Genomic DNA, 21,982 nt, shown 5'->3' with positions numbered 1-21,982 from the left:
ATGTTGACGGACGATGAAGTCAAGGATGCTGTCGCCAGTCTGGACGCCGCCGAGCGCAGCAGGACCCAAATAGGACTGCTGTCGCTCAAATATCCGAATATGACCATGGACGATGCGTACCTCGTCCAGGCAGCATGGAATAAACAGAAGATCGAGGCGCGCCGGAAGGTCATCGGCTGGAAGATCGGTTTGACGTCGAGAACGATGCAGGCCGCCTTGAACATCGATATCCCGGATTCCGGGGTCCTTTTTGACGATATGCTGTTCGATGATGGCGCGACGATCCCCGGTGACTATTTCATTCAGCCGCGCATTGAGGCCGAGATCGCGTTCTTCATGAGCAAGTCTCTTAAGGGCCCCCACGTGACGTTGTTCGATGTCCTCGACGCGACGGCGTACGTCATGCCGGCTCTCGAAATCCTGGATACGCGGATCGTGCGCTCCGACGCGACCACCAAGAAGACGCGGACCATCGTCGATACAATCGCGGACAATGCCGCCGATGCCGGAATAATCCTGGGCGGGCGGCAGGTACTGCCTATCGAAGTGGACTTGCGTTGGATGGGGGCAATCGTCTCGCGAAACGCGATCGTCGAGGAAACGGGGCTCGGAGCGGGTGTCCTGAACAATCCTGCTCGCGGCATCGTGTGGCTTGCAAACCGGTTGGCCGGCTACGGCGAGCACATCGAAGCCGGGCAGGTAGTGCTCGCGGGATCGTTCATTCGGCCGATCGAAGCTCGACATGGCGACACGATCCATGCCGATTTCGGATCATTCGGATCCGTGAGTTGCCATTTCGCCTAGCGCGGCTCCCGCGCATCACGACCTCCAATGCGGATAAGATCATGGCCGACACTTCGAAACCCATTCTTTATGGCTACTTCCGCTCCACGGCAGCTTATCGGGTTCGGATCGCAGCCAACCTGAAGGGTGTGGATGTGCAGCATCGGTATGTCCACCTTCGGAAAGGAGAACAGAAGGGGGACCAGTACCGCAACGTGAATCCGGCGGGCTTGGTCCCGTACTGGGTGGAAGGCGAACTGCAGCTCGCGCAATCGCTGGCCATTATCGACTATCTCGACGAGCGTTATCCGGATCCACCGTTATTGCCCTCGGACAGCAGGTCGCGCGCCATCTGTCGCGAAATATCCCAGGTGATCTGTTGCGATATCCATCCCATTGGCAACCTGCGTGTGTTGAACCGTCTCATTGAGATTGGGGTGGAGGACGAAGTTCGAGCCGAATGGTCACGGCACTGGATCAGGCTGGGATTCGACGCCGTCGAGGCCCGGCTCCGGAGGCTGCCGGGCCCGTTCGCGTTCGGCGGCGCGCCGTCGCTCGCCGACATCTGCTTAGTTCCTCAGGTATTCAACGCCAGACGCTTCGGCGTCGACCTCGAGCCATATCGGCGCATCCGCGAAATCGACGCTGCTGCAGCGTCTGTCGAGGCTTTCGCGACAGCGAGGCCGGATCGGCAGGCCGACGCTGACTGACCCAAACCGACGCGGCCAGCAGCCCGGTTACAACACCCGACCCGAGGTTCCGATTTCCTCGCTCGAGCCTACATCTTGTGCTGTTATGCAGAGATCGATTTCATTCTTAAGAATGGTATCGACCTCATGACCTGCAGGACATCCATCGGATAAATACAAGGCCGCAAAGACGGCCCATACAGGAGGAAATCATGCAGTTAGTTGAATTTCGGCCTTGGATTCCGCCGGTGTGGTCGAAAATGGCTTTTGAGGATTGGTCGGGCCGCGTCAGGGACGTGTGCGGCCGTTACGAGCCGCGCCGTACCACGGGGCAGACCGAGGTGACGGGCGGCGTACACTTGTACGACGCCGGCGGGCTCGAAATTGCCCATATAGCCATGAATATCGCTGCTGTGGATCGCACGGCGCGCGATATCAGGCTCGACTACGGCGAAAATCTCTTTCTGATCTTTCAGCTTGAGGGGACCTGCGGGATCGAGCAAAGCGACAGCCGCTCCATCCTCAATCCCGGCGATTGTGCTCTTGTCGATTCCTCCCGGCCCTCCGTGTTTTGGCTTGGGGGGAGTTTTGCAAATCACCTGTCCGTGCACCTTCCTCGTCAGATGTTGCTTGGGACGGGGCCTGAACGGTCGCAGATTGCCCCTGTTCTCTACAGTTCTGACCCGATGTCGGCTGTGCTCCGTGGTCTGGTCGCCAAGATCGGCGCCAGGCCGGAGAGCCAAAGCAAGGCGGCCAGTCTGCGGCAGCTTCTTTTCGACGCCGTTCGCCAGGCCTTCATCTCGGACGAAGAAACTGAGATCCCGGTCCCGGAGGAGGGCGAGGCGAGGTTGGAACGGGCCTTGTTGATCATAGAGCGGTATCTCACCGACGAACGGCTGACGCCGCGCTGGCTGGCCAACCGCCTCGGCATATCGCTCCGAACACTCCAGCGGGAGTTCTCCGAGTTGGATCACAGCGTCACCACCTATATCCGTCATCGCCGTCTGTGTCTCGCCCGGGACCGCTTGCGAAGATCGGGTTTCGAAGGCGATGCAATGCGGATCAGCGAGATCGCGCTCGATTGCGGTTTTAGCGATATCTCCTATTTCAACCGCTGCTTTCGCGAAGCTTTCGATTGCAAGCCAGGCGACCTGCGAGTCCCTGGACGGGGGGTGGCGTCTGAGTCCAAGTAAAGTGACGTTCGCCTCCAAGACGGAGTGCGGCCGGCACCAGATACTGGGCGCAACAACAATGATCCTGACTGCTCAGGTGATCATGAGGAAGCGCACGGATGAGGACTTTCCCCCTTCTCATTGGAGGCCGCCCCATTGAGAGTGCCACGCACCGCGACGTGATCAATCCGGCGACCGGCGCACCGATGGGACGGATGCCGGTCGCAACTGCGGCCGATCTCGACATGGCGGTGGAGGCTGCTGGTGCGGCCTTTCGCACCTGGAGTGCCCGTCAAGACTCAGAACGCGCGAAGGCCGTTCAGGCTTGCGCCCGCGCGATCGAGGCCCATTCCGAGGAATTGGCTCAGCTGCTCACGCTCGAGCAAGGAAAGCCGCTTAACGGGCTTGGCTCCCGGTTCGAGATCGGGGGGGCGGTCGCGTGGACAGACGCGACGGCACAACTAAGTCTGCCGCCGGAACTCGTGGAGGACGGACCGCAAGGGCGGGTCGAAATCCATCGCAAACCGATCGGCGTCGTAGGGTCCATCACCCCCTGGAATTGGCCCGTGATGATCGCCTGCTGGCATATCATGCCGGCAATCCGCGCCGGCAACACCGTCGTCATCAAGCCCTCGCCGCTCACACCGCTATCCACTATCCGCATGGTGGAAATTCTCGGCGGCGTATTGCCGCCCGGCGTCGTGAACGTTGTCACTGGTGAAGATTCGCTGGGCGGGCTCATGTCGGCCCATGGTGGTATCGGCAAGATCACCTTCACCGGCTCGACCCAGACGGGGCGCAGAGTCATGGCGGGTGCCGCTGAAACGCTCAAGCGCCTTACGCTCGAACTCGGGGGTAACGATGCCGGCATCGTCCTGCCTGATTGCGATCCAAAGAAGATCGCTGAAGGTCTGTTCTGGGGTGGCTTCATCAATTTGGGGCAGACCTGTGCCGCCCTCAAGCGCCTCTATGTCCACGACAACATATATGAGTCCGTGTGCGCCGAACTTTCGGCTTTTGCCGCCGGCATTCCAGTTGGAAACGGTTTAGAGGAGGGCTCGATCCTGGGCCCCGTGCAAAACGCTCGCCAGCGCGACATCGTGGCTTCCTGTGTGGAAGATGCCGTCGCCAAGGGCGGACGGCTGTTGCTCGGTGGACGGCCCGCGACCGGCGCCGGATACTTCCATCCGATCACGCTGGTGGCCGATGTCGGGCACGGCTGTTCGCTGGTCGACCGCGAGCAATTCGGCCCGGCTTTGCCGATCATCCGCTATTCCAGCATTGAAGAGGCGATCGCGATGGCAAACGACTCGCCGATGGGGCTGGGAGGTTCGGTCTGGAGTTCGGACATCCATCGCGCCAAGGAGATCGCGTCCCAGCTCGAGACCGGCTCGGTCTGGATAAACCGTCATGGAGCGATCCAGCCGAACGCGCCTTTCGGCGGCGTCAAGCAGTCTGGCATCGGCGTCGAATTCGGTCAGGAGGGGTTGAAGGAGTTTACGACGATCCAGACGATGTTCTGCTGAACACGCACTGTGATTTTCGGCGGATCGAGGACAAAGCGCGATGGACGATCTGGACTATATCATTGTGGGTGCCGGTTCGGCGGGCGCCGTTCTGGCCAACCGGCTCACGGAGGATTCCTCTACGCGCGTGTTGCTGCTTGAAGCGGGCGGACGCGACAGTCATCCCCTGCAGCTGATGCCGATCGCCTTTCTCAAGGTGATGGAAGATCGGGCCTCGAACTGGAATTTCGAAAGCGAGCCGGAACCGGGACTGAACGGCCGCCGCTTGGCTATTCCGCGCGGCAGGACGCTTGGCGGGACGTCGTCCATCAACGCGCAAATCTGCATTCGCGGGCATCGTCGCGATTACGACCGCTGGAGCGAGGAGGGACTGACCGGCTGGAGTTACCGCGAAGTACTGCCGTATTTTCGCCGGCTGGAGAACAGTTGGCGAGGCGAGTCGACGTATCACGGCGTCGGAGGTCCGATTTCAGTGTCTCCAATGGATTATCCAGACATGCTGTTCGAGCCGCTGGTCAAGGCTGCTGCTGCTTCCGGCATTGCGCTGAGCGACGATGCCAATGGTGAGCGGCAAGAGGGCATCAGCCGGATGGAGGCGACGGTCGGCTCCGGCAAGCGGTCGAGCACAGCCCGAGGCTACCTTTATCCCGCCATGGATCGGCCCAATCTCGTCATCGAGACCGGCGCCTTGGTGCGCCGCGTCATCGTGGAAAAGGGGCGCGCTACCGGCGTCGAATATCGTCGCGGCGGCGAAACGTTTCGAAAACATGCGGCCCGTGAAGTCATTCTTGCCGGCGGGGCCTACAATTCACCGCAACTCTTGATGCTGTCCGGGATCGGGCCTGCTGACCATCTTCGTTCGATTGGCATAGACCCGGTTCTCGATCTGCCCGGTGTGGGCGAGAATCTCTGCGAACATCCCAACATCCTCAACATCTACAAGGCGCGCGGCAAACCCGGTTTGACGAAGTTCCTGCGGATGGATTGGGCGACGGCGCTGACGGCGCGCTGGTTTCTGCGGCATGACGGCATTTTCGCGTCCAACGGCGCGGCGGCGAATGTGTTCCTCCGGACCAGGGAAGGACTGGATCGTCCTGACATCCAGCTCATCTGCATGACGGTCAGCAACACGGCCAGCCTTTGGTTCCCCGCTCTGACGGCCCCGCCGATCTATTGCTTCTCGGTACGTGTCGGCGCCCTTCATCCCAAATCGCGCGGCCGCGTCACCCTTCGATCGGCGGATCCGGCGGACAGTCCGCGCATCTTCAACAATTTCTACGATGATCCGGAGGACATGGCGACCATGGTGCGCGGCATCCGCGCCTGTCGTTCGATCTACGCTCAGCGGCCGATGGCTGACATGGTCGAACGCGAGCTCTATCCCGGTCCCCAGGCCCAGAGCGATCAAGACATCGCAGAGGCGATCCGGCGCGAAGGAGGGCATCGCTCGCATCCAGTCGGCACCTGCCGAATGGGTACCGATCGGCTGGCCGTCGTCGATCCTGAACTGCGGGTTCACGGCATCGATGGTCTGCGGGTCGTCGACGCGTCGGTCATGCCGGAATTGCCGGGCGGCAACACCAATGTGCCGACCATCATGATTGGCGAAAAAGCTTCGGACATGATCCGGGGCCGCAAGCTCGCGCCGGCAACGGACGTGTAAGTCGATTTGCGGTGAAACACGCATCAGCATTCGAACGAGGAGAAGACACAGAAATGCGCAAGATCGTCGTGCTCTATGGCCAACCGAAAGATCCGGATCACTTCCGGGCCTATTACGAACAGAAACATCTTCCATTGGCCGCCCAACTGCCCGGCCTCAGAGCCAGCCGGCACAGTTTCGATATTGCCGCGCCCGAGGGCCCAGCGCCCTTCTTCTGCATGTGGGAGGGCGAGTTCGACAGCGGCGAGGCCTTGGCCGCCGCAATGGGTTCGAACATCGGCCAGCGGGTGGCGGCGGATACGGCGAACTATGCGACCGGTGGGCTAACCCTTTTTCATTGCGGACCGGTCGAAGGCAAAAGGCCTTGATATGGCCCAGGAATAAATGTGCGAACGAACTCGAACACAAATCGGTTGGGAGGAGTGGATGCGCATGATGAGATTCGCCCGAATACTGGCCTGCACTGCGGCAATGCTCGGTTTGACTGCCCAGGCTCAGGCCACCGATCCGATCCGCATCGGCGTGGTGCTGACGACGACTGGAGGAGCGTCCTACCTCGGCGAACCGGAAGCCAAGACGTTGAAGATATATGTCGATCAGATCAACGCCGCGGGCGGAGTGATTGGCCGCAGGATCGAGACGATCGTCTATGACGATGGCGGCGATGCCAACAAGGCCCGCACGTTTGCGACCCGACTCGTCGAGCAGGACGGCGTCAAGCTCGTCATCGGCGGCTCCACGACCGGCACGACGATGGCGATGCTCCCCATTTTTGAGGAATCCGAGACATTGTTCATGTCCCTGGCTGGCGGCGTCAGTATCATCGAGCCTCCCCGCAAATGGGTGTTCAAGACGCCGCATACGGACCGCATGGGCTGTGAAAAGATCTTCGCAGATCTGAAAGCACGAAAGCTGACGCGTATCGCCTTGATCGCCGGCACCGACGGGTTCGGCGCGTCGATGCGCACCCAGTGTCTTCAGGTGGCGCCGAACTATGGCGTTGAGATTGCCGTCGACCTCTCCTATGGCGCCCAGGACACCGATATGACACCGCAACTGACCACGGTGAAGGGAACGAACGGCATTCAGGCGATCGTTAACACTGGCGCCTCGGGGCAAGGACCCGCGATTCTGACCCGTAACTATGGCCAGCTCGGCATGCAGAATATCCCCCTTTATCAGAACCCCGGGGTGGCCTCGAAGAGCTTCATCAAGCTGTCCGGTCCTGCCGCGGAGGGGGTACGCCTGCCGGCTGCTGCGCTGCTCATCGCGGACAAGCTTGCCGATAGTGACCCGCAAAAGAAAGTTGTTCTCGATTATCAGCGCACCTACGAAACGGCGGCTAAAGATCCGGTATCGACCTTCGGCGGCGGGGCATATGACGGCTTGATGTTGTTCGTCGACGCGATCAAGCGTGCCAACAGCGCCGAAGCCTCTAGCATCCGTGACGCTTTGGAAAATACCAAGGGGTTCATCGGCACGGCGGGCATCGTGAACATGGGGCCGAAGGACCATCTCGGTTTGACTTTGAACGCCTTCCATATGCTGGTGATCAAGGATGGAGATTGGCAGATCGTCGAATAGACGATTGGCGAGATGCGACGATGCACGGGGGCCGGAACAGGCATGAGCACTTTTCTTCAATTGCTGTTTTCCGGCTTGACGGTCGGAGCCATCTACGGCGTCGTCGCTCTCGGCTTCACGCTCATCTATGCGGCATCCGACATCATCAATTTCGCCCAGGGCGAGTTCGTCATGATCGGCGGCCTTGGCACGATCTTCCTGATCGCCCTCGGTCTGCCACCGATCATCGCGGCCTTGGTGGCGATACTGCTGGCCGTCGTCGCCAGCCTGTTCCTGCACAGCCTGGCGCTGCAGCCGGCGAGAGATGCGTCGCCTGTCACGCTCATCATCATCACGATGGGCGCATCGCTGCTTCTCCGTGGCCTCGCCGAACTGACCTTCGACAAGCAGTTTCATGGTCTCCCGAGCATCAGTGGCGATAATCCCATTGCGGTGTTGGGCGCCACCATACTGCCCCAGAGTCTTTGGGTGCTGGGCGGCGCGGTGGCGATGTTCGGCGCCTTGTGGCTGTTCCTCAGCCGCACCACGGTCGGCAAAGGAATGCTTGCCACCGCATCCAACTCCCTCGCGGCAAAACTCGTCGGCATCGACACCGACATCACGCTGGGCCTCGCCTTTGCGCTGTCCGCTGCGATCGGTGCCATCGCGGGCATCCTGATCGCCCCGATCACGCTGATGCGTTACGATATTGGTGCGATCCTGTCTCTCAAGGGCTTCGCGGCAGTCATGCTGGGGGGCATCGGCAATCCGATCGGCGCCGTGGTCGGCGGCCTGATGCTCGGCTTGCTGGAATCCTTCACCGCCGGGTTGGTCAGTTCGGTCTACAAGGATGCCGTGGCCTTCATCGCGCTGATACTGGTTCTGCTGGTCCGACCGCAGGGTCTGATGGGCAAGCGTTTGATCGAGCGGGTGTGACCACATGCGCCACCTGCTTGAGTCTCGCTATGCGAGCCTGTTGTTCCTGGCTGTGATCGTTTGCGGGCTACCGCTGGTTCTGCATCCCGGCTATCAGACCCGCGTCGCAGCCCTGATCTGGATCTCGGGCATCGCCGCGGTCGGACTGCACATTCTGATGGGACAGGCCGGCCAGGTCAGCCTCGGACAGACAGGGTTCATCGGGATCGGCGCTTACTCGGTCGGTCTCCTGCCTACTCTCTTGGGCATCCCGTCGCTCGCCGCGGCCGCGATCGGCATCGTCGCCGCGGGCCTTATCGCCTATCTCGTCGGCAAGCCGTTGCTGCGCCTGCAAGGACATTACCTGGCCGTCGCCACGCTTGGCTTCGGTCTCATCGTGGCGCTGGTCCTGACCTCCGAAGTGCAACTGACCGGTGGACCCGACGGTTTGCGGGTGCCGCGCTTCACCATTCTGTCTACGCGCATCGTCAGTCCGGCCAACTGGTATTGGATCGGCGGCGTCGGCCTCCTGATCGCCGTGGCGCTTGCGATCCACCTCCGTGAAAGTCCCACCGGACGTGCACTTCGTGCGCTCCAGGACAGCGAGACGGCGGCGCGGACCCTGGGCATCGACGTCGCCGCACGGAAGCTCCAGGCCTTCGTCATCGCAGCGATCTACGCCGCGACCGCGGGGGTCATGTTGGCCCTGATGAACGGCTTCATCACGCCGGACGTCGCCAGTTTCTTCAGCTCGGTGGAATACGTCGCCATGGTGGTTATCGGCGGCATCGCATCTCCCATCGGCGCGGTGGTGGGCGCGACCTTCCTGACGGTCCTGCCTCAAGTTCTCGCCGGCTTCAGCGAGTACGAGGACCTGCTGATCGGATTGCTCATCATGTTGTTCATGATCTTCCTGCGAGACGGCATCGTTCCGTCCCTCGCCGCGATCGTCGCGAGGAGACGGTCATGAGCCTCCTGACGGCCACAGGCATCAGCATCCGGTTTGGCGGTCTCACGGCCTTGCAGGATATTGGCTTCGCTCTGGACCCCGGTGACGTTCTGTCCATCATCGGTCCAAACGGAGCAGGCAAGACGACGCTCTTCAACATCGTCAGCGGTCTCTACACGCCGAGCACCGGCAGCATTCACCTCGACGGCAAGGACATCACCAACGATTCCCCCGAACGTCTCGCAAGGCTGGGGATGTCGCGCACGTTTCAGAACCTGCAGATATTCTTCAGGATGACGGCCCTGGAGAACGTCATGACTGGGCGGCACAGATGGGAAAGGACGTGGATCCTGGGGGATCTATTCGCGATGCCCGGCACTTGGCGGCAAAATACCGAAAGCCGGCGCGTCTCGCTCGCGCTGCTAGAGCGGGTGGGATTGTCGGGCCAGGCCGATACGCTCGCCGGAAACATGTCATACGGTGCGCTAAAGCGGCTCGAGATCGCGCGCGCATTGGCGACGGAGCCTCGTGTGCTGCTGCTCGATGAGCCGGCCGCCGGCTGCAACGCCGTCGAAACGGCCGAGATCGACGAGCTGATCCAGCAGATCGCCAGGTCTGGCGTCGCCGTCGTTCTGGTCGAGCACGACATGCGTCTGGTCATGAAGATTTCCTCCCATATTCTCGTGCTTGCTCAAGGCCGCACCCTGGCGGAAGGTCGGCCGGAATTCATTCGCTCCCATCCCGAAGTGATTGCAGCGTATCTGGGTGCCGCAGCAGCCGGAGCTGGCCGTGCTTGAAGTCGACAATCTGAGCGTCTCTTACGGACGCATCCGGGCTCTGAAGGGCGTCAGCCTGCGGGTCGACCAGGGAACGGTGGTCTCGCTGATCGGCGCAAACGGCGCCGGCAAGACCACCTTGTTGCGCGCGATCTCCGGCGTGCTGCCGATCGAGCAAGGTTCAATCCGATTTGAAGGAAAGCCGATCGAGAGACTGAAATCGCACCGCCGTGTCGCAATGGGCATCGCTCATTCCCCGGAGGGGCGCCAGATATTCAAATCGCTCTCGGTGGAGGACAACTTACGTCTCGGCGCTTACAGGCGGAACAGCGGTGCCGTCGAAAAGGCAATTCTCGACATCTACGAAACCTTTCCGATCCTCGGGGAACGACGCGTGCAGATGGCAGGCAACCTGTCCGGAGGTCAGCAGCAGATGCTGGCGATCGGGCGTGCGCTTTTGTCCGCGCCCAAGCTGTTGCTGCTGGACGAGCCGTCTCTGGGCCTTGCGCCTCTGATCGTGGAACAGATCTTCGCGGTGTTGGACAGGCTCAAAAGCGCCGGCGTCACCATTCTGCTGGTAGAGCAAAATGCGTCTCTCGCTCTGGCTCATTCCGACTACGGCTATGTCCTCGAAACCGGGCATATTGTCCATGCTGCCGGATCCGAGCAGTTGCGGGAGGACCCAAGAGTTCAGGAATCCTATCTGGGCATTTGATCCGCGGGCGCGCCACTTAGGCGTCCCATCTTACCGGCATCGACACCGGGCCGCGGAACACCCAACCTCGAACGACGGGAGCATCGTCTTCCCGCAGCCGAAGATTCGGTAGACGATCGAACAGCATCGGTACCGCTATCTTGCCGACCAGATGCCGTGACACCCAGGCGCCGGCGCAAAAGTGAGGACCTGCACCAAAACCCAGATGCGACTGCTTGGGCCGCGAAATGTCGAAACGATCGGGCTCGACGAAGCGCCGTTCGTCGCGGTTGGCGGCGCCGACGCAAAGGCCGATCTGGGTTCCTTCGGCGAGCGCGACGCCCGATAGATCAGTCGGGCGAGTCGTGCGGCGCGGATACATGCCGATCGGCGAGATCCAGCGGACGGCTTCCTCGAGCGCGGCTGGCCATAGCTCAGGCCTGGCGAGCACGGCGTCCCGCTGCTCGGGATCGCCGAGCAGACCGAGCGCAAGCGTGAGGATCGCGTCGCGGGGCTCGTTCAATCCGCCGCCGATGATCACCTTGACGTTCGCCCGAATTTCCTCGATCGGCATCGGATGGTCTGCGTGGACCATCGAGGACAGGATCGAGGGATTAGGATGGTTGCGGTGATAGTCCAAGACCGCCTCGATCGCCTCGTCGACGCCTTTGCCTGCGGCCATCGCTCTTCGGTCGATCTCGGCATCGCGCGCATAGTTACCCGCTCCGTCGATGAGAGATTGCGACCACAGAGCCAATGTCCGCCAGGATACGTCCTCGAATCCGAGCATCCGCATCAGGCTGAGCGAGGCCATCGGGGCAGCGAGAGCGGGAAACAGATCGGCCTCGCCTGCGTCGACAAAGGAATCGATCAGCTCTTTGCAGATTTGGGTGAACAGTGGCGCCCAATGCTCCTTGATTGTACCCGGACGGAAGGACGGCTCGATCGCCTTGCGCCCGATGGCGTGTTCGACCCCGTCCTTGCGCATAAATGTCGGGCCCATGACCCTGTTGACCAGAGAGGTGGGATTGTCAGCCGAATAGGTGGCCGGGTCGCGTTCGATCTTCGCGATGTCGTCGAAGCGCGTCACGACGATCAGATTCGCCGCCTTTAGGAAGACGGCCGGCGCTGTGTCCCGCATGCGCCTGAAGCCCGGATAGGGGTCCACAAGCAGATCTTCGTAGGCGATGTCATCGATGACGGAAACAGCGCTCGCCACGGTCTCCTCCCTGAATATTTGTTTCGAGGAGGGTATCGCCCGATGATGCTTGGTACAATTCAATGGGCCAAATATCAGCTATCGAAATGTCGCATAACCTCCTAAGCTGCAATCTATGTTTTTGCGAAAGTTGTTCGACATGAACATTGTCATCGATCCTATCGACGTCGGCGCGTTCCGGACGCTGGTCCTCGTCTATGATCTCGGTTCCTTCTCGGTTGCCGCGCAACGCCTGGAGGTCAATCAGTCGACGATCAGCTACACGGTCAATCGCCTGCGAAAGGTCTTTCAGGACCGACTCTTCGTTCGTCAAGGCAATGGCATTGCTGCCACGGAGCGCTGTGACGGTGTGGTGCAGTGGGCGAGGGTGATGCTGGAGGAGATCGAGAGGCTCACAACGCCGACCGACTTCGATCCCGTTGCCGCGGCCGGAACGGTCACGATCTCCTGCAACCACCATGAGCGTCAGACCCTGATGCCGGAGTTCGTGATCCGGCTGCGCAGTGCTGCACCCCAATTGAGGCTAGCGCTCATCGAGGCGGCCGCGCACGGCGATACGCAGCTCCGGCAAAACATGTGCGACATTGTCATCGGTCCGGCCGGCATCGTCGGCGGCAATCACTACAGGCGGCGCATCCTCGCCGACGAATATGTGTGCGTCATGGACGCGGCCCATCCGCTCGCGCGCCGACGGATCTCGCTTTCGGCCTATTCCAAAGCCGAGCACATCTTCGTCACATACAGTGGCGAATGGCGGCCGCTGTACATTGAGGTGCTCAAAGCCAAGGGGATCGAGCTGCAGCCGGCCGTCACGCTGCCGACGCAGGATTGCTTGGAGCGCATCATTCCCGGCAGCACCCTGGTCGCGACCGTCCCGCGCCAACTGGCGCGGACGTTCCGAAGGGAATTGCACATCGCGCCGCTTCCGTTTCAGGTTCCGATCAGCATCGACATGTATTGGAGCGCCAGAACGGCCCGATCGGGCCTCCACAAATGGGTACGCAATCTACTTGCCGAAACGGCGAAAGCAAGCTCCGGCGGCCGAAGCGGTTTGTTGCGATCTCGTGTTCACATCCATGGCGGTCATTTATTAAAGACGTGAAGGTCCTGCCCAGTGGTGGTTTACTCGGTGGGACAAAGCCGTTCCCGCTTGCACCTCAAAACACGCAATCGCTGACAACTTTCAAATGTGCAGAGAAATGCGAAGGAGCCGATTGCGCGACAAAAACCGCACATTTTGCTTGCCGTCAATCTACTTCAACGAGATCGATAGCATCAACCGGTCTGCCTGAAGTCCAAGAGAACGCAATAGCTTGGAGACTACTCTCGCTGCCAACGAATTTAAGATTCGTTTTAGAAGGAATACTTTTGCAAGACAATATGTTCCATCCAATGGTTATCCGCGGAGTGCAAGAGCGCTTCGCAGGCTTGGCTCACGTGCACGGCATGTACAGACTTCAGTTTAGTCCCAAGGTTACACTCGACCATTTGTGCGAAAAGGAGGGCTCGTACTCACATCGACCATAATCAAAACCCTACGAAAACTGTCTACCGAGCGAGCTATTTACACTTGCGACAATGTTACATTGCAGTCGGATGGCGCGCCAACGTTGATGGATTTGCCTTGTTGGTTTGCTCCTTGCAGTGCTGTTAACCCAGACGTATCCGCAGGACGCCTAAAGCGATAGCCCTGCTCGACAAACGACAAGATTTATTACGCTTGCATTGGGGGAAAAGAGAAAATGCGGCCTTGCGGTGAGCCGAATAGCTAGATTGCCGCGGATAGGCTCTAGTTGTCGCGGACACTTTCAGTCCGCGTGTATGTTGGCCTTCTTGATCAAAGCTCCCCATCGCTCTCTCTCGTCTCGCATGTAGCTGGCGAACTCGTCCGGTGTGCTTTGCCTGACGTCCATACCAGCCTCCTCAAGCTTGTGCTTGACTTCCACTTGCTGAATTGCGGCTAAATAGCTCGTTCGCAGCCTTTCAACGATTTCAGGGGGAGTTCGTGCCGGGGCCACAAAGCCCTGCCAAGCCCACACCTCGAAATCGGGATATCCGCTCGCCGCCATCGTGGGCACGTGGGGAAGTCCTGCAAGCTCCTCTAAGGAGGCAACCGCCAGCGCCTTGATTCCCGGCGTGGTCAGTTGCGATCGCGCGCTGGCGAAGTCTACGAACATCAAGCCGATCTGTCCCGCCACGAGATCCTGCAGCGCGGGCGCCGCCCCGCGATAAGGCACGTGATGGAGTTCGATCTCCGCGGCCCGCGCAAAGAGCTCGGACGCCAGATGAAAGGGGGTACCGATACCGCCGCTGGCGTAGTCTATCGAGCCCGGAGACTTCTTGGCAGCTTCGACCAGTTCGGCCACCGAGTGTACATTGACCTTGTTCGTGTTGACCAGCAGCACTACAGCGAAGCGGCCCGTCAAACTTATCGGAGCAAAATCCCTTTGCGGATCATAGGGTAGCTTCTTGTATAGACTCGGATTGATGGCATAGGTGGCGACATCGCCGAGAAGCAAAGTATAGCCGTCAGGCTCTGCGTGAGACACCACTTCGGCGCCGATGATGGAGCCGGCGCCCGGGCGATTCTCCACTACAATCGTTTGACCAAGCGATTGCGCCATCGATGAGCCCACGACGCGCGCGAAGAAATCGGTTCCCCCGCCGGGCGGATACGGCACGATCAGGCGTACCGGCCGGGCGGGATAGGAGGATTGGGCAAAAGCGACCTTCGCAGAGAGGGTCCCAACTGCGAGCAAGCCCAACGTGAAGTTGCGTCGTTCCAGCTGCATTACACACTCCGAAATCCGAAGAACAAGTGTTTGCTCCTACCGGGATCATTACTAACGAGCCGCCCGCATCAGGATAAATGGCATTGTCACCCGAAGAGAATCATGGCCACGAGTCTCTACCTTGATAACTGTCGGGATCCCTGCGATCCGAATGCGCAGGGACCCGCTAGTTTTCTTCCGGGGCTATGAGGATTGAATTGGCGACCGCGATGTGTTCAGGCTCCGGCCGGTTGGGGGACCACGTCGAGATCCTCGGCGCGCACTTGCAAATTGGTGACGGCTGCTCGATCGGCCGGGTAGAAGCGCGACCCCAGCACGAGCAGCAGCGCGGCGAGGCCGGAGGAAACGGGCATGATCGCCATGGCCGCCTGTAGTCCGAACGCGTCGGACAGGGCGCCGCTGAGCAGAAGGCCGAGACCGAGGCCGAACAGGTTTTGAATCACCGCAACCACGGACCCGGCAGTCGACCGCAAGGCGGGGTGCACGACATCTATGACCACAGCTGGCACGGGGCCGGTCGTCCCGGTCATCACAAAGGCGCCGAGCACAAGCATTGCGATTTGCAGTGGGCCCGGGTTGAGTGCGCCGAAGGCGGTCGCGAAGACGATCAAGGTGACAACGCTGCAGGCGGCTGGGGTCAGCATCCGGAAGCGCACATCGCGGTCAGCGAACCGGTCCGCCACGTTCGCCCAAACCACCGCACCAGCGGTCGCACAGATGATGATAGCTGCGGCCCAGACACCGCTGCGATCGGCAGGCTGGCCGTAGATGCGGTTGAAATAGCTCGGCAGCCACGCAATGACGGTGGATGCTGTAATGACCTGCAGAGCCCCGGCGAAGCAGGCGGCTAAACCGGAGCGCGCGCAAAATAATCCGGCCGCGATCGCCCAGACTATCCCGGCTTCCTGGGATGCTCCAACTTTCAACTCGGGCGCGCGGTAGTCGCGCACGTACATAAAGAGCACTGCGACCACGAGTCCAGGCACGCCGACGATCCCGAATGCCGACTGCCAGCCCCACCGAGCGGCGATCACGCCGCCGAGTACTACACCGAGGACCGCGCCAAAGGAGGCAGCCGCCAGAAATCCCCCAATGATGGTGGCGCGCATACGTGTCGGAAACATGCTCGAAAGGATAGCGCCCGCGGCGGGCCCGTAACCGGCTTCGCCGAGGCCGATGAAACCACGCGCGATCAGGAGCTGCTGATAAGTGGTCGCGAACCCGCAAGCGATCGTCGCCAAACTCCAGACTATCCCCATGGCGACGACGCTCTTAACGCGGCTCCAGCGATCAATGAGGAGCGATAGCGGAAAGGTGAAGACCGCGATCGTAACTGAAACCACTGACGTCAGCGCACCCAGCTGGGTGTCGGACAGTCCCCAATCCGCCTTCAAATAAGGAAACATCGAAACGATGATTTGCCGATCGATGAAGTCGAAGGTCATCAGCAAAAACGCCAATGCAAAAGCGATCCAAGCTTGCCGCTTAGGGACGAGATAGCCGTGTCCCGCCTGGGCGGGTCCGGTCATATGCATGGGGTAAGTCTCCCTTTAAGCGTTTCCTGCTGATGTCGTTTTTTTTGCCGCAGAACCGAATAGCGAGCGATTCTGCGGCGCGTTGCTAAAACCCCCGCAACTTCTTGAATAGAAATTCTACCAAGGATGCTTGCGGTTTGCATCGAACCGCTTGCTCAGATCGCGCCAGCAGTCGGCGTAAGTCTCGTCCAGTTCTTTGGACGTGGCCGCGTAGCGGGTCAGGCGCTGTGGGAAGCGCGTCTCGAACATGAACGAGAGCGTACTGGAAAGCTTCATCGGGGTAAGTTCGGCGTTGCTGCCGTGCTCGAAGGCCTTGCTGTCCGGCCCGTGAGGCAGCATCTGGTTGTGCAGGGAGATGGCGCCCGGTGGAAAGCCGTCAGGCTTGGCGTCGTAGACCCCGTAGATCAACCCCATGAATTCAGACATGAGGTTGCGGTGGTACCACGGCGGGCGGAAAGTCTTCTCCGCGACCATCCAACGCTCGGGAAAAATCACCAGATCGACGTTCGCCGTGCCGGGAGTTTCCGACGGCGCTGTCAACACTGTAAAAATCGACGGGTCTGGATGATCGAAGAGGACCGCTCCGACCGGAGAGAAGTGCCGCAGGTCATACTTGTAGGGCGCATAATTACCGTGCCATGCCACAACATCGAGCGGCGATTGATCGATCTGCGTGGTATAGAGTTCGCCACCCCATTTGACGATGAGCGTGGAAGGCTCTTCCTTGTCTTCATACGCAGCGACTGGCGTCTTGAAGTCGCGAGGATTGGCGAGGCAGTTCGCCCCGATCGGACCGCGATCCGGCAATGTGAACGTCGAGCCGTAGTTCTCGCAAACGAAGGCGCGCGCCGGTCCGTTTAGCAGTTCGACAGCAAAAATCATTCCGCGAAGAATGACGCAGATCTCGCCTGGTTCAATGTCGATGGTTCCGAATTCGGTGCGGAAGCGGAGCTTTCCTTCCTGCGCCACGACAAGCAACTCGCCGTCAGCGTTGAAGAAGTACTCATTCTTCATTGAGGCCGTGACGAAGGCGACGTGGGCTGCCATGCCGACTTGCGTATCGGAATCTCCGGCGGTCGTCATTGTGCGAAGTCCGCTGACGAACGTCAGTTCTTCCGAGGGGATCGGCATGGGTTTCCAGCGCAACTGTCCGATCGGCAGTTCGCTTTCATCGCGGGCCTGAGGGGCAGTCCTGATGAGCCGCCGATCGATCCTGGTGAAACGGCCGGTATGCCTCACCGACGGCCTGATCCGGTACAGCCAGGAACGCTGATTGGTGGCTTGCGGAGCCGTGAAGGGCGAACCCGAAAGCTGCTCGGCATAGAGTCCGTAGTTGACCTTCTGGGGGGAGTTCTGCCCTACCGGAAGCACGTCCGGCAGCGCCTCGCTCTCGAACGTATTGCGGAAACCGGTCATGTACCGCGGCGCGGAATCGCTCTCGGTGGCTTTGCTGAACTTGCTAGATGACGTTTGAATGTTCATGCGATCTCTCCTATTTAGTTGCAAACGTGACCGTCAATTTTGCAACTATCAAGCATGAAAAAGCTCGTTCTGGAGGAGTTCATACCCTATCGGCTGAATAGGCTGGGGACGGCCGTCTCTGAGCGGCTCAAGGGGGTCTATTCGAAGAAATTCGGCCTGACGATTCCGCAATGGCGCGTCCTTGCAACTTTGGGGCAGTTCGAGCGGTTAACGGCAACCGAGATCGGTAGGCATTCCGCAATGCATAAGGCGAAGGTTAGCCGGGCGGTCCGGGATCTGGAGATACGTCGATGGTTGACCCGGCTTGAAACCGTGGAAGACCGCAGGTTCGAACTGCTGGTTCTTACTCCCGCGGGTCGAAGGGCTTACGATGCTATAGTTCCCGACATGGCGAACTTTGAGCAGAAGATGCGCAGCACGATCGGCTCGGAGAAGGCGAGGGTCGTTCTCGAAGCTTTGGATTGCCTCGAAAAAGCTCTCGATGTGAAAGCGAGCCGCCGAAATTGAGAGATGCGTAAAATGGCTTCTTTGCTATCGATCTTCAGGGGCCGAGTTTCGGTCAAAAGATGGAGTTATGCACGCCGCCGTCGATAATCAGGCTCTGACCGATCGTGTAGTTGGCGAACTCGCTGCAGAACAGTGCACAGAATGCACCGACATCGTCGGCCTCGCCAAATCTGCCGGCAGCAATCTGCAGCCTGTCGATGATCTTCTGCACTTCCGTCTCATACGAATCCGTCTTACCTGGCTTGTCCGACTTGAAGCGGTCCCGAATCCCGCCGGTGTGGTGCATTCCTGGCAGGATGTTGTTCAGGATGACATTGTCTTTGGCCAGTGGCTTGGCCATGGCCACGGTGTAGTTGGCCAGCGCAGATCGCGGAGGACCGGACAGGAGCCGGAAGTCGATGGGTGCTCGGGCCGCGAGGGTCAGGATATTTACGATCCGTCCCCATTTGCGCGATCGCATGCCTTCGATGGCACCCTTCATCAACTCGATCGGCCCAATCATCCCAGTCGCGAGAGCCTGCTGCCAGTCCTCCACGCTGATTTCTCGATAATCGGGCGTGAATCGTGGCGGCGAGCAGGTGATCACCAGAATGTCGGGTTCCGGAGAAGCGGCGAGCAGCCGAGCCCGCCCTTCCGCGGTGCTATGATCGGCCACCACCCATTTCACGGGGGTATTCGCTTTGCCTTGGATTTCTGTCGCAGCAGCAATCAGCCTTTCCTCGTTGCGTGCCGAAATGATCACGTCAACTCCCTCGCGTGCGAGCGCGAGTGCGCTGCTCTTGCCGAGGCCGGCGCTAGCTCCCGCGACAATGGCCTTCCGGCCGCGAATACCCAGGTCCATGCTTGTTTCCTTCTATTGTTGTCTCATGTTGTTGTCTATTCAGTGCCCGTTGGAGACGTAGCGAGAACTGACATGGAAATTCTTTCTGGCATCATTGCCGGCTGGATAATCGTCGAGTGGTTGGCTCGAATGACCATCATCTAGCCTTTGCGCTGTTTCGGCTTTTGCACGCGAGACTGTTCGCTCCGCTCGGCGGCAGTAGCGAGCGTTCGAGCACGCGCGAGCAACTTGTCCACCATTGCCTCGAAGGCTAACTTTTCGGTGCAAGACAGCGGCTGGGTAAGGTATCTTTCGCGATCGATCGCCAGCGGCATGATCTTTCGGTAAAGGGCGCGGCCGGTCCGGGTTGAGCGGAAGATCTTCAGTCTGCCATCAGTCGGCGACTGCTCCCGGACTATATAGCCTTTCTCTTCGAGCAAGGACGAGGCGCGGCTCACCGCCATAGCGTCCAGCGTAGTGTACTCTGATACGTCCGACGAAGAGATGGGCCCGTTATCGGCCAGCGCGGCCAGAATACGCCATTCCTGCCGGCTCAGCCCAAAACGCTCCTCGTACAGTTCGGAGAGTGATCTGGAAATTTGATCGGCCAGAACGACAAGCCGGTAGGGTAGGAAGTCCTTCAATCTTACCAGTTCGTCGTCTTCGGAATCGCTGTTGCGTGCGGAAGCGGCGTCGCTCATTTACGGCAGGTCCTCATCTAACCGAGATTTCTAACGGATGTTATTAATTCCCGATCGTGACTACAAGGGCTCACCAGTTCGGCGCTCGTTGACCGCGATCCGGGACATAGCGATTGTTAGAAGGATAAGGGCGCCATGCCGATCAAACCGTGCATCATGTTGGGGATCGCCGCAGGCACGCCAGTAAGACCGTCCAGATCTATAGGAACCTTCTAGACACGTTTTTTGGTACCGCATCATTCCCGCTGGGCGGCAGCTGCGCCTTCCCACTCCTCCAAAGGGAGCCGGCAAACGTTGGCTAGGAAGCAGCGCCGCAAGGGCGGCGGCTCCGAGTTGACTCAGGTACTAACAGGCGTTATGAAACTCATAACATCGGTTATAAAGTGGTGGAGGCGCGAATGCGTCGCGAAACATCGCGGCGTTTCGCGATGTCGCCCTAAAGGGATGAAGCGGATGAGCGACGTAACGCCGAGCCTCCAAAACCACGAGCAGGCTTTAGCAACGTCGAGCTTGATTGCGGTTTCCGATTTCGGGTCCATCCGGCACGAATGCGAGTGTTCGGGGTAGGGCCCGTGATGCTCAAAACCTACAAGTTCCCGAAATTCGAGTACCGACCGTCGCCGGAACAGCAGCGGGGTGTTCCAGCTCGACATACGGTAGTGGTCGTCGGAGCGGGCCCTGTCGGCTTGACCGCGGCGTTGGAACTCGCTGCGCGCGGTATTCCTGCAGTCGTGCTCGATGACAACGATACCGTGTCCATCGGGTCGCGTGCGCTGGCCTATGCGAAGCGATCGCTGGAAGTGTGGGACCGTCTAGGTTGCGCAGATCGTCTGATCGAAAAGGGCGTGAGTTGGAAGGTCGGCAAGGTCTTTTTCCGGAATGAGCTTCGCTATCAGTTCGATGTGTTGCCTGAGACTGATCACAAGATGCCTGCGATGATCAACCTCCAGCAGTACTATCTGGAGGAGTCATTGATCGAGGAGATCAGCCGAAAGCCTTTGGTCGATCTGCGGTGGAAGCACAAGGTCGTCGGCCTGAGGCAGGCGCATGATCACGTAATTCTCTCGGTGGAGACGCCCGACGGCGTATTTACGACGACCGCCGAGTGGGTCTTGGCTTGCGACGGCGCTAATAGTGACGTTCGCGCGATGGTTGGCGCGACATTTTCCGGGCAGGCCTTTCAGGATCGTTTTCTCATCGCTGATGTCGTAATGAAAGCGGAATTTCCGCCCGAGCGGTGGTTCTGGTTCGATCCGCCATTCCACCGAAATCAATCGGCGCTGCTGCACAGGCAGGCAAGCGACGTCTGGCGCATCGATTTTCAGCTCGGACGCGATGCCGATCCCGATGAGGAGAGAAAGCCGGAACGGGTCGTCCCGCGCATTCGCGCCATGCTAGGCGACGAGCACGATTTCGAGCTCGAGTGGGTATCCATCTATCAGTTCGCGTGCCGCCGCATCGACGATTTCCGGTACGGTCGGGTGCTTTTCGCAGGCGATTGCGCGCACCAGGTTTCCCCGTTCGGGGGTAGGGGCGCCAACACCGGCGTACAGGATATCGACAATCTCGGTTGGAAATTGAAGTTGATCATCGACGGGGATGCGCCGATCAGCCTAATAGATTCTTACAACGAGGAGCGAGGTGTCGCCGCAGACGACAATCTCCTCAATTCCACGCGTTCGACGGACTTCATCACGCCGAAGAGCGTGACCAGCCGGCGATATAGAGACGCGGTACTGGAGCTCGCGGCGGAAAACGAGTTCGCTCGCCCATTGCTTAACTCTGGGCGCCTGTCGCGTCCGACTCCCTATCTGAACTCCTCGCTGAATACACCAGACGAAGATATCTTCGATAGCAAGCTGGCTCCCGGCACGAATTGCGACGATGCGCCGATCCGTCGGAACGGCGAAAACGCATGGCTGCTGAACGAGCTCGGGGATGGCTTCATGGTGCTGACGTTCGGATTTTCTCCCGGGTTGAAGTTCATCGCTCAAGGGACGGCTAAAGCGCGCGTTCTCGTTGTCGGACGCGATATCGACGATCAAGGCGGCATTCTCTCGGCGCGTTACGATGCTCGCCCTGGCACCACCTATCTGATCCGACCGGACCAGTATGTCGCGGCGCGCTGGCGGCAATTCGACGCCGACAAGATCAAGAGGGCGCTGGCTCGCGCCATCGGAAGTTCCGGGAGATGAA

Annotated in this window: 20 protein-coding genes; 14 read left to right on the top strand and 6 right to left on the bottom strand. The window is 59.8% G+C overall.

The genetic code is table 11. The features are described 5' to 3' along the window. The 11 genes from hpaH to P6U27_RS37545 all read left to right on the top strand — a co-directional run bounded on the left by hpaH (window position 1) and on the right by P6U27_RS37545 (window position 10,751). Entirely contained in the window at window positions 1-804 is an 804-nt protein-coding gene (gene hpaH, locus P6U27_RS37595; protein ID WP_407194677.1) for a 2-oxo-hept-4-ene-1,7-dioate hydratase, read from the top strand. A gap of 41 nt (window positions 805-845) precedes the next feature. Continuing rightward, on the top strand, window positions 846-1,493 hold the full coding sequence (gene maiA, locus P6U27_RS37590; protein ID WP_407194676.1) for a maleylacetoacetate isomerase: 648 nt from the start codon (window positions 846-848) through the stop codon (window positions 1,491-1,493). A gap of 191 nt (window positions 1,494-1,684) precedes the next feature. Then, window positions 1,685-2,665: a helix-turn-helix domain-containing protein gene (locus P6U27_RS37585; RefSeq protein ID WP_407194675.1), complete on the top strand. Its 981-nt coding sequence runs from the start codon at window positions 1,685-1,687 to the stop codon at window positions 2,663-2,665. A 98-nt stretch (window positions 2,666-2,763) separates the two neighbouring features. Continuing rightward, on the top strand, window positions 2,764-4,170 hold the full coding sequence (locus P6U27_RS37580; RefSeq protein ID WP_407194674.1) for an aldehyde dehydrogenase family protein: 1,407 nt from the start codon (window positions 2,764-2,766) through the stop codon (window positions 4,168-4,170). Window positions 4,171-4,210: 40 nt separating this feature from the next. Beyond that, window positions 4,211-5,833, top strand: a complete 1,623-nt coding sequence (locus P6U27_RS37575) for a GMC family oxidoreductase (protein ID WP_407194673.1) — start codon at window positions 4,211-4,213, stop codon at window positions 5,831-5,833. A 53-nt stretch (window positions 5,834-5,886) separates the two neighbouring features. Then, window positions 5,887-6,201, top strand: a complete 315-nt coding sequence (locus tag P6U27_RS37570) for an EthD family reductase (protein ID WP_407194672.1) — start codon at window positions 5,887-5,889, stop codon at window positions 6,199-6,201. Window positions 6,202-6,268: 67 nt separating this feature from the next. Beyond that, window positions 6,269-7,417: an ABC transporter substrate-binding protein gene (locus P6U27_RS37565; protein WP_407194699.1), complete on the top strand. Its 1,149-nt coding sequence runs from the start codon at window positions 6,269-6,271 to the stop codon at window positions 7,415-7,417. 42 nt (window positions 7,418-7,459) lie between these two features. Continuing rightward, on the top strand, window positions 7,460-8,332 hold the full coding sequence (locus tag P6U27_RS37560; protein ID WP_407194671.1) for a branched-chain amino acid ABC transporter permease: 873 nt from the start codon (window positions 7,460-7,462) through the stop codon (window positions 8,330-8,332). 4 nt (window positions 8,333-8,336) lie between these two features. After that, window positions 8,337-9,281 carry a branched-chain amino acid ABC transporter permease gene (locus P6U27_RS37555; RefSeq protein WP_407194670.1) on the top strand — a complete coding sequence of 315 codons (945 nt, stop codon included), beginning with the start codon at window positions 8,337-8,339 and terminating at the stop codon, window positions 9,279-9,281. After that, on the top strand, window positions 9,278-10,057 hold the full coding sequence (locus tag P6U27_RS37550; protein ID WP_407194669.1) for an ABC transporter ATP-binding protein: 780 nt from the start codon (window positions 9,278-9,280) through the stop codon (window positions 10,055-10,057). The genes P6U27_RS37555 and P6U27_RS37550 overlap by 4 nt, the downstream gene beginning before the upstream one ends. Further along, the gene (locus P6U27_RS37545) at window positions 10,050-10,751 is read left to right on the top strand and encodes an ABC transporter ATP-binding protein (RefSeq protein WP_407194668.1); all 702 of its coding nucleotides are present in this window, start codon (window positions 10,050-10,052) and stop codon (window positions 10,749-10,751) included. Before P6U27_RS37550 ends, P6U27_RS37545 begins: the two co-directional genes overlap by 8 nt. Before the next feature lie 16 nt (window positions 10,752-10,767). Here the strand turns inward: P6U27_RS37545 and P6U27_RS37540 are convergent, their stop codons facing one another. Next, on the bottom strand, window positions 10,768-11,949 hold the full coding sequence (locus P6U27_RS37540; protein ID WP_407194667.1) for a cytochrome P450: 1,182 nt from the start codon (window positions 11,947-11,949) through the stop codon (window positions 10,768-10,770). A 139-nt stretch (window positions 11,950-12,088) separates the two neighbouring features. Between P6U27_RS37540 and P6U27_RS37535 the strand changes: the two genes are divergently transcribed. Further along, the gene (locus tag P6U27_RS37535; protein WP_407194666.1) at window positions 12,089-13,051 is read left to right on the top strand and encodes a LysR family transcriptional regulator; all 963 of its coding nucleotides are present in this window, start codon (window positions 12,089-12,091) and stop codon (window positions 13,049-13,051) included. A gap of 706 nt (window positions 13,052-13,757) precedes the next feature. Here P6U27_RS37535 and P6U27_RS37530 read toward each other — a convergent pair. From P6U27_RS37530 to hmgA, 3 genes are all read right to left on the bottom strand, one after another. After that, window positions 13,758-14,741: a Bug family tripartite tricarboxylate transporter substrate binding protein gene (locus tag P6U27_RS37530; protein ID WP_407194665.1), complete on the bottom strand. Its 984-nt coding sequence runs from the start codon at window positions 14,739-14,741 to the stop codon at window positions 13,758-13,760. A gap of 215 nt (window positions 14,742-14,956) precedes the next feature. After that, window positions 14,957-16,276: an MFS transporter gene (locus P6U27_RS37525; protein WP_407123282.1), complete on the bottom strand. Its 1,320-nt coding sequence runs from the start codon at window positions 16,274-16,276 to the stop codon at window positions 14,957-14,959. 117 nt (window positions 16,277-16,393) lie between these two features. Continuing rightward, window positions 16,394-17,758: a homogentisate 1,2-dioxygenase gene (gene hmgA, locus P6U27_RS37520; protein WP_407123283.1), complete on the bottom strand. Its 1,365-nt coding sequence runs from the start codon at window positions 17,756-17,758 to the stop codon at window positions 16,394-16,396. Window positions 17,759-17,812: 54 nt separating this feature from the next. On the opposite strand from hmgA, the gene P6U27_RS37515 reads away from it, so the two are divergent. Beyond that, window positions 17,813-18,265, top strand: a complete 453-nt coding sequence (locus P6U27_RS37515) for a MarR family winged helix-turn-helix transcriptional regulator (protein WP_407123284.1) — start codon at window positions 17,813-17,815, stop codon at window positions 18,263-18,265. A 52-nt stretch (window positions 18,266-18,317) separates the two neighbouring features. On the opposite strand, the gene P6U27_RS37510 is transcribed toward P6U27_RS37515, so the two are convergent. Together P6U27_RS37510 and P6U27_RS37505 are read right to left on the bottom strand one after the other, a co-directional pair. Beyond that, entirely contained in the window at window positions 18,318-19,106 is a 789-nt protein-coding gene (locus tag P6U27_RS37510) for an SDR family oxidoreductase (RefSeq protein ID WP_407194664.1), read from the bottom strand. A 140-nt stretch (window positions 19,107-19,246) separates the two neighbouring features. Next, window positions 19,247-19,786 (bottom strand): MarR family winged helix-turn-helix transcriptional regulator, encoded by a 540-nt coding sequence (locus P6U27_RS37505; protein WP_407194663.1) that lies wholly within the window; start codon window positions 19,784-19,786, stop codon window positions 19,247-19,249. Between the two features lie 575 nt (window positions 19,787-20,361). Between P6U27_RS37505 and P6U27_RS37500 the strand changes: the two genes are divergently transcribed. After that, the gene (locus P6U27_RS37500) at window positions 20,362-21,981 is read left to right on the top strand and encodes an FAD-dependent oxidoreductase (RefSeq protein ID WP_407194698.1); all 1,620 of its coding nucleotides are present in this window, start codon (window positions 20,362-20,364) and stop codon (window positions 21,979-21,981) included. Window position 21,982 lies beyond the last annotated feature (1 nt).

It is taken from the genome of Bradyrhizobium sp. STM 3566 (assembly GCF_045571445.1).
GTDB classification, from domain to species: Bacteria; Pseudomonadota; Alphaproteobacteria; order Rhizobiales; family Xanthobacteraceae; genus Bradyrhizobium; species Bradyrhizobium vignae.
Note: the sequence above shows the minus strand (reverse complement) of the source record. Positions and strands in the feature narration are given on the sequence as shown.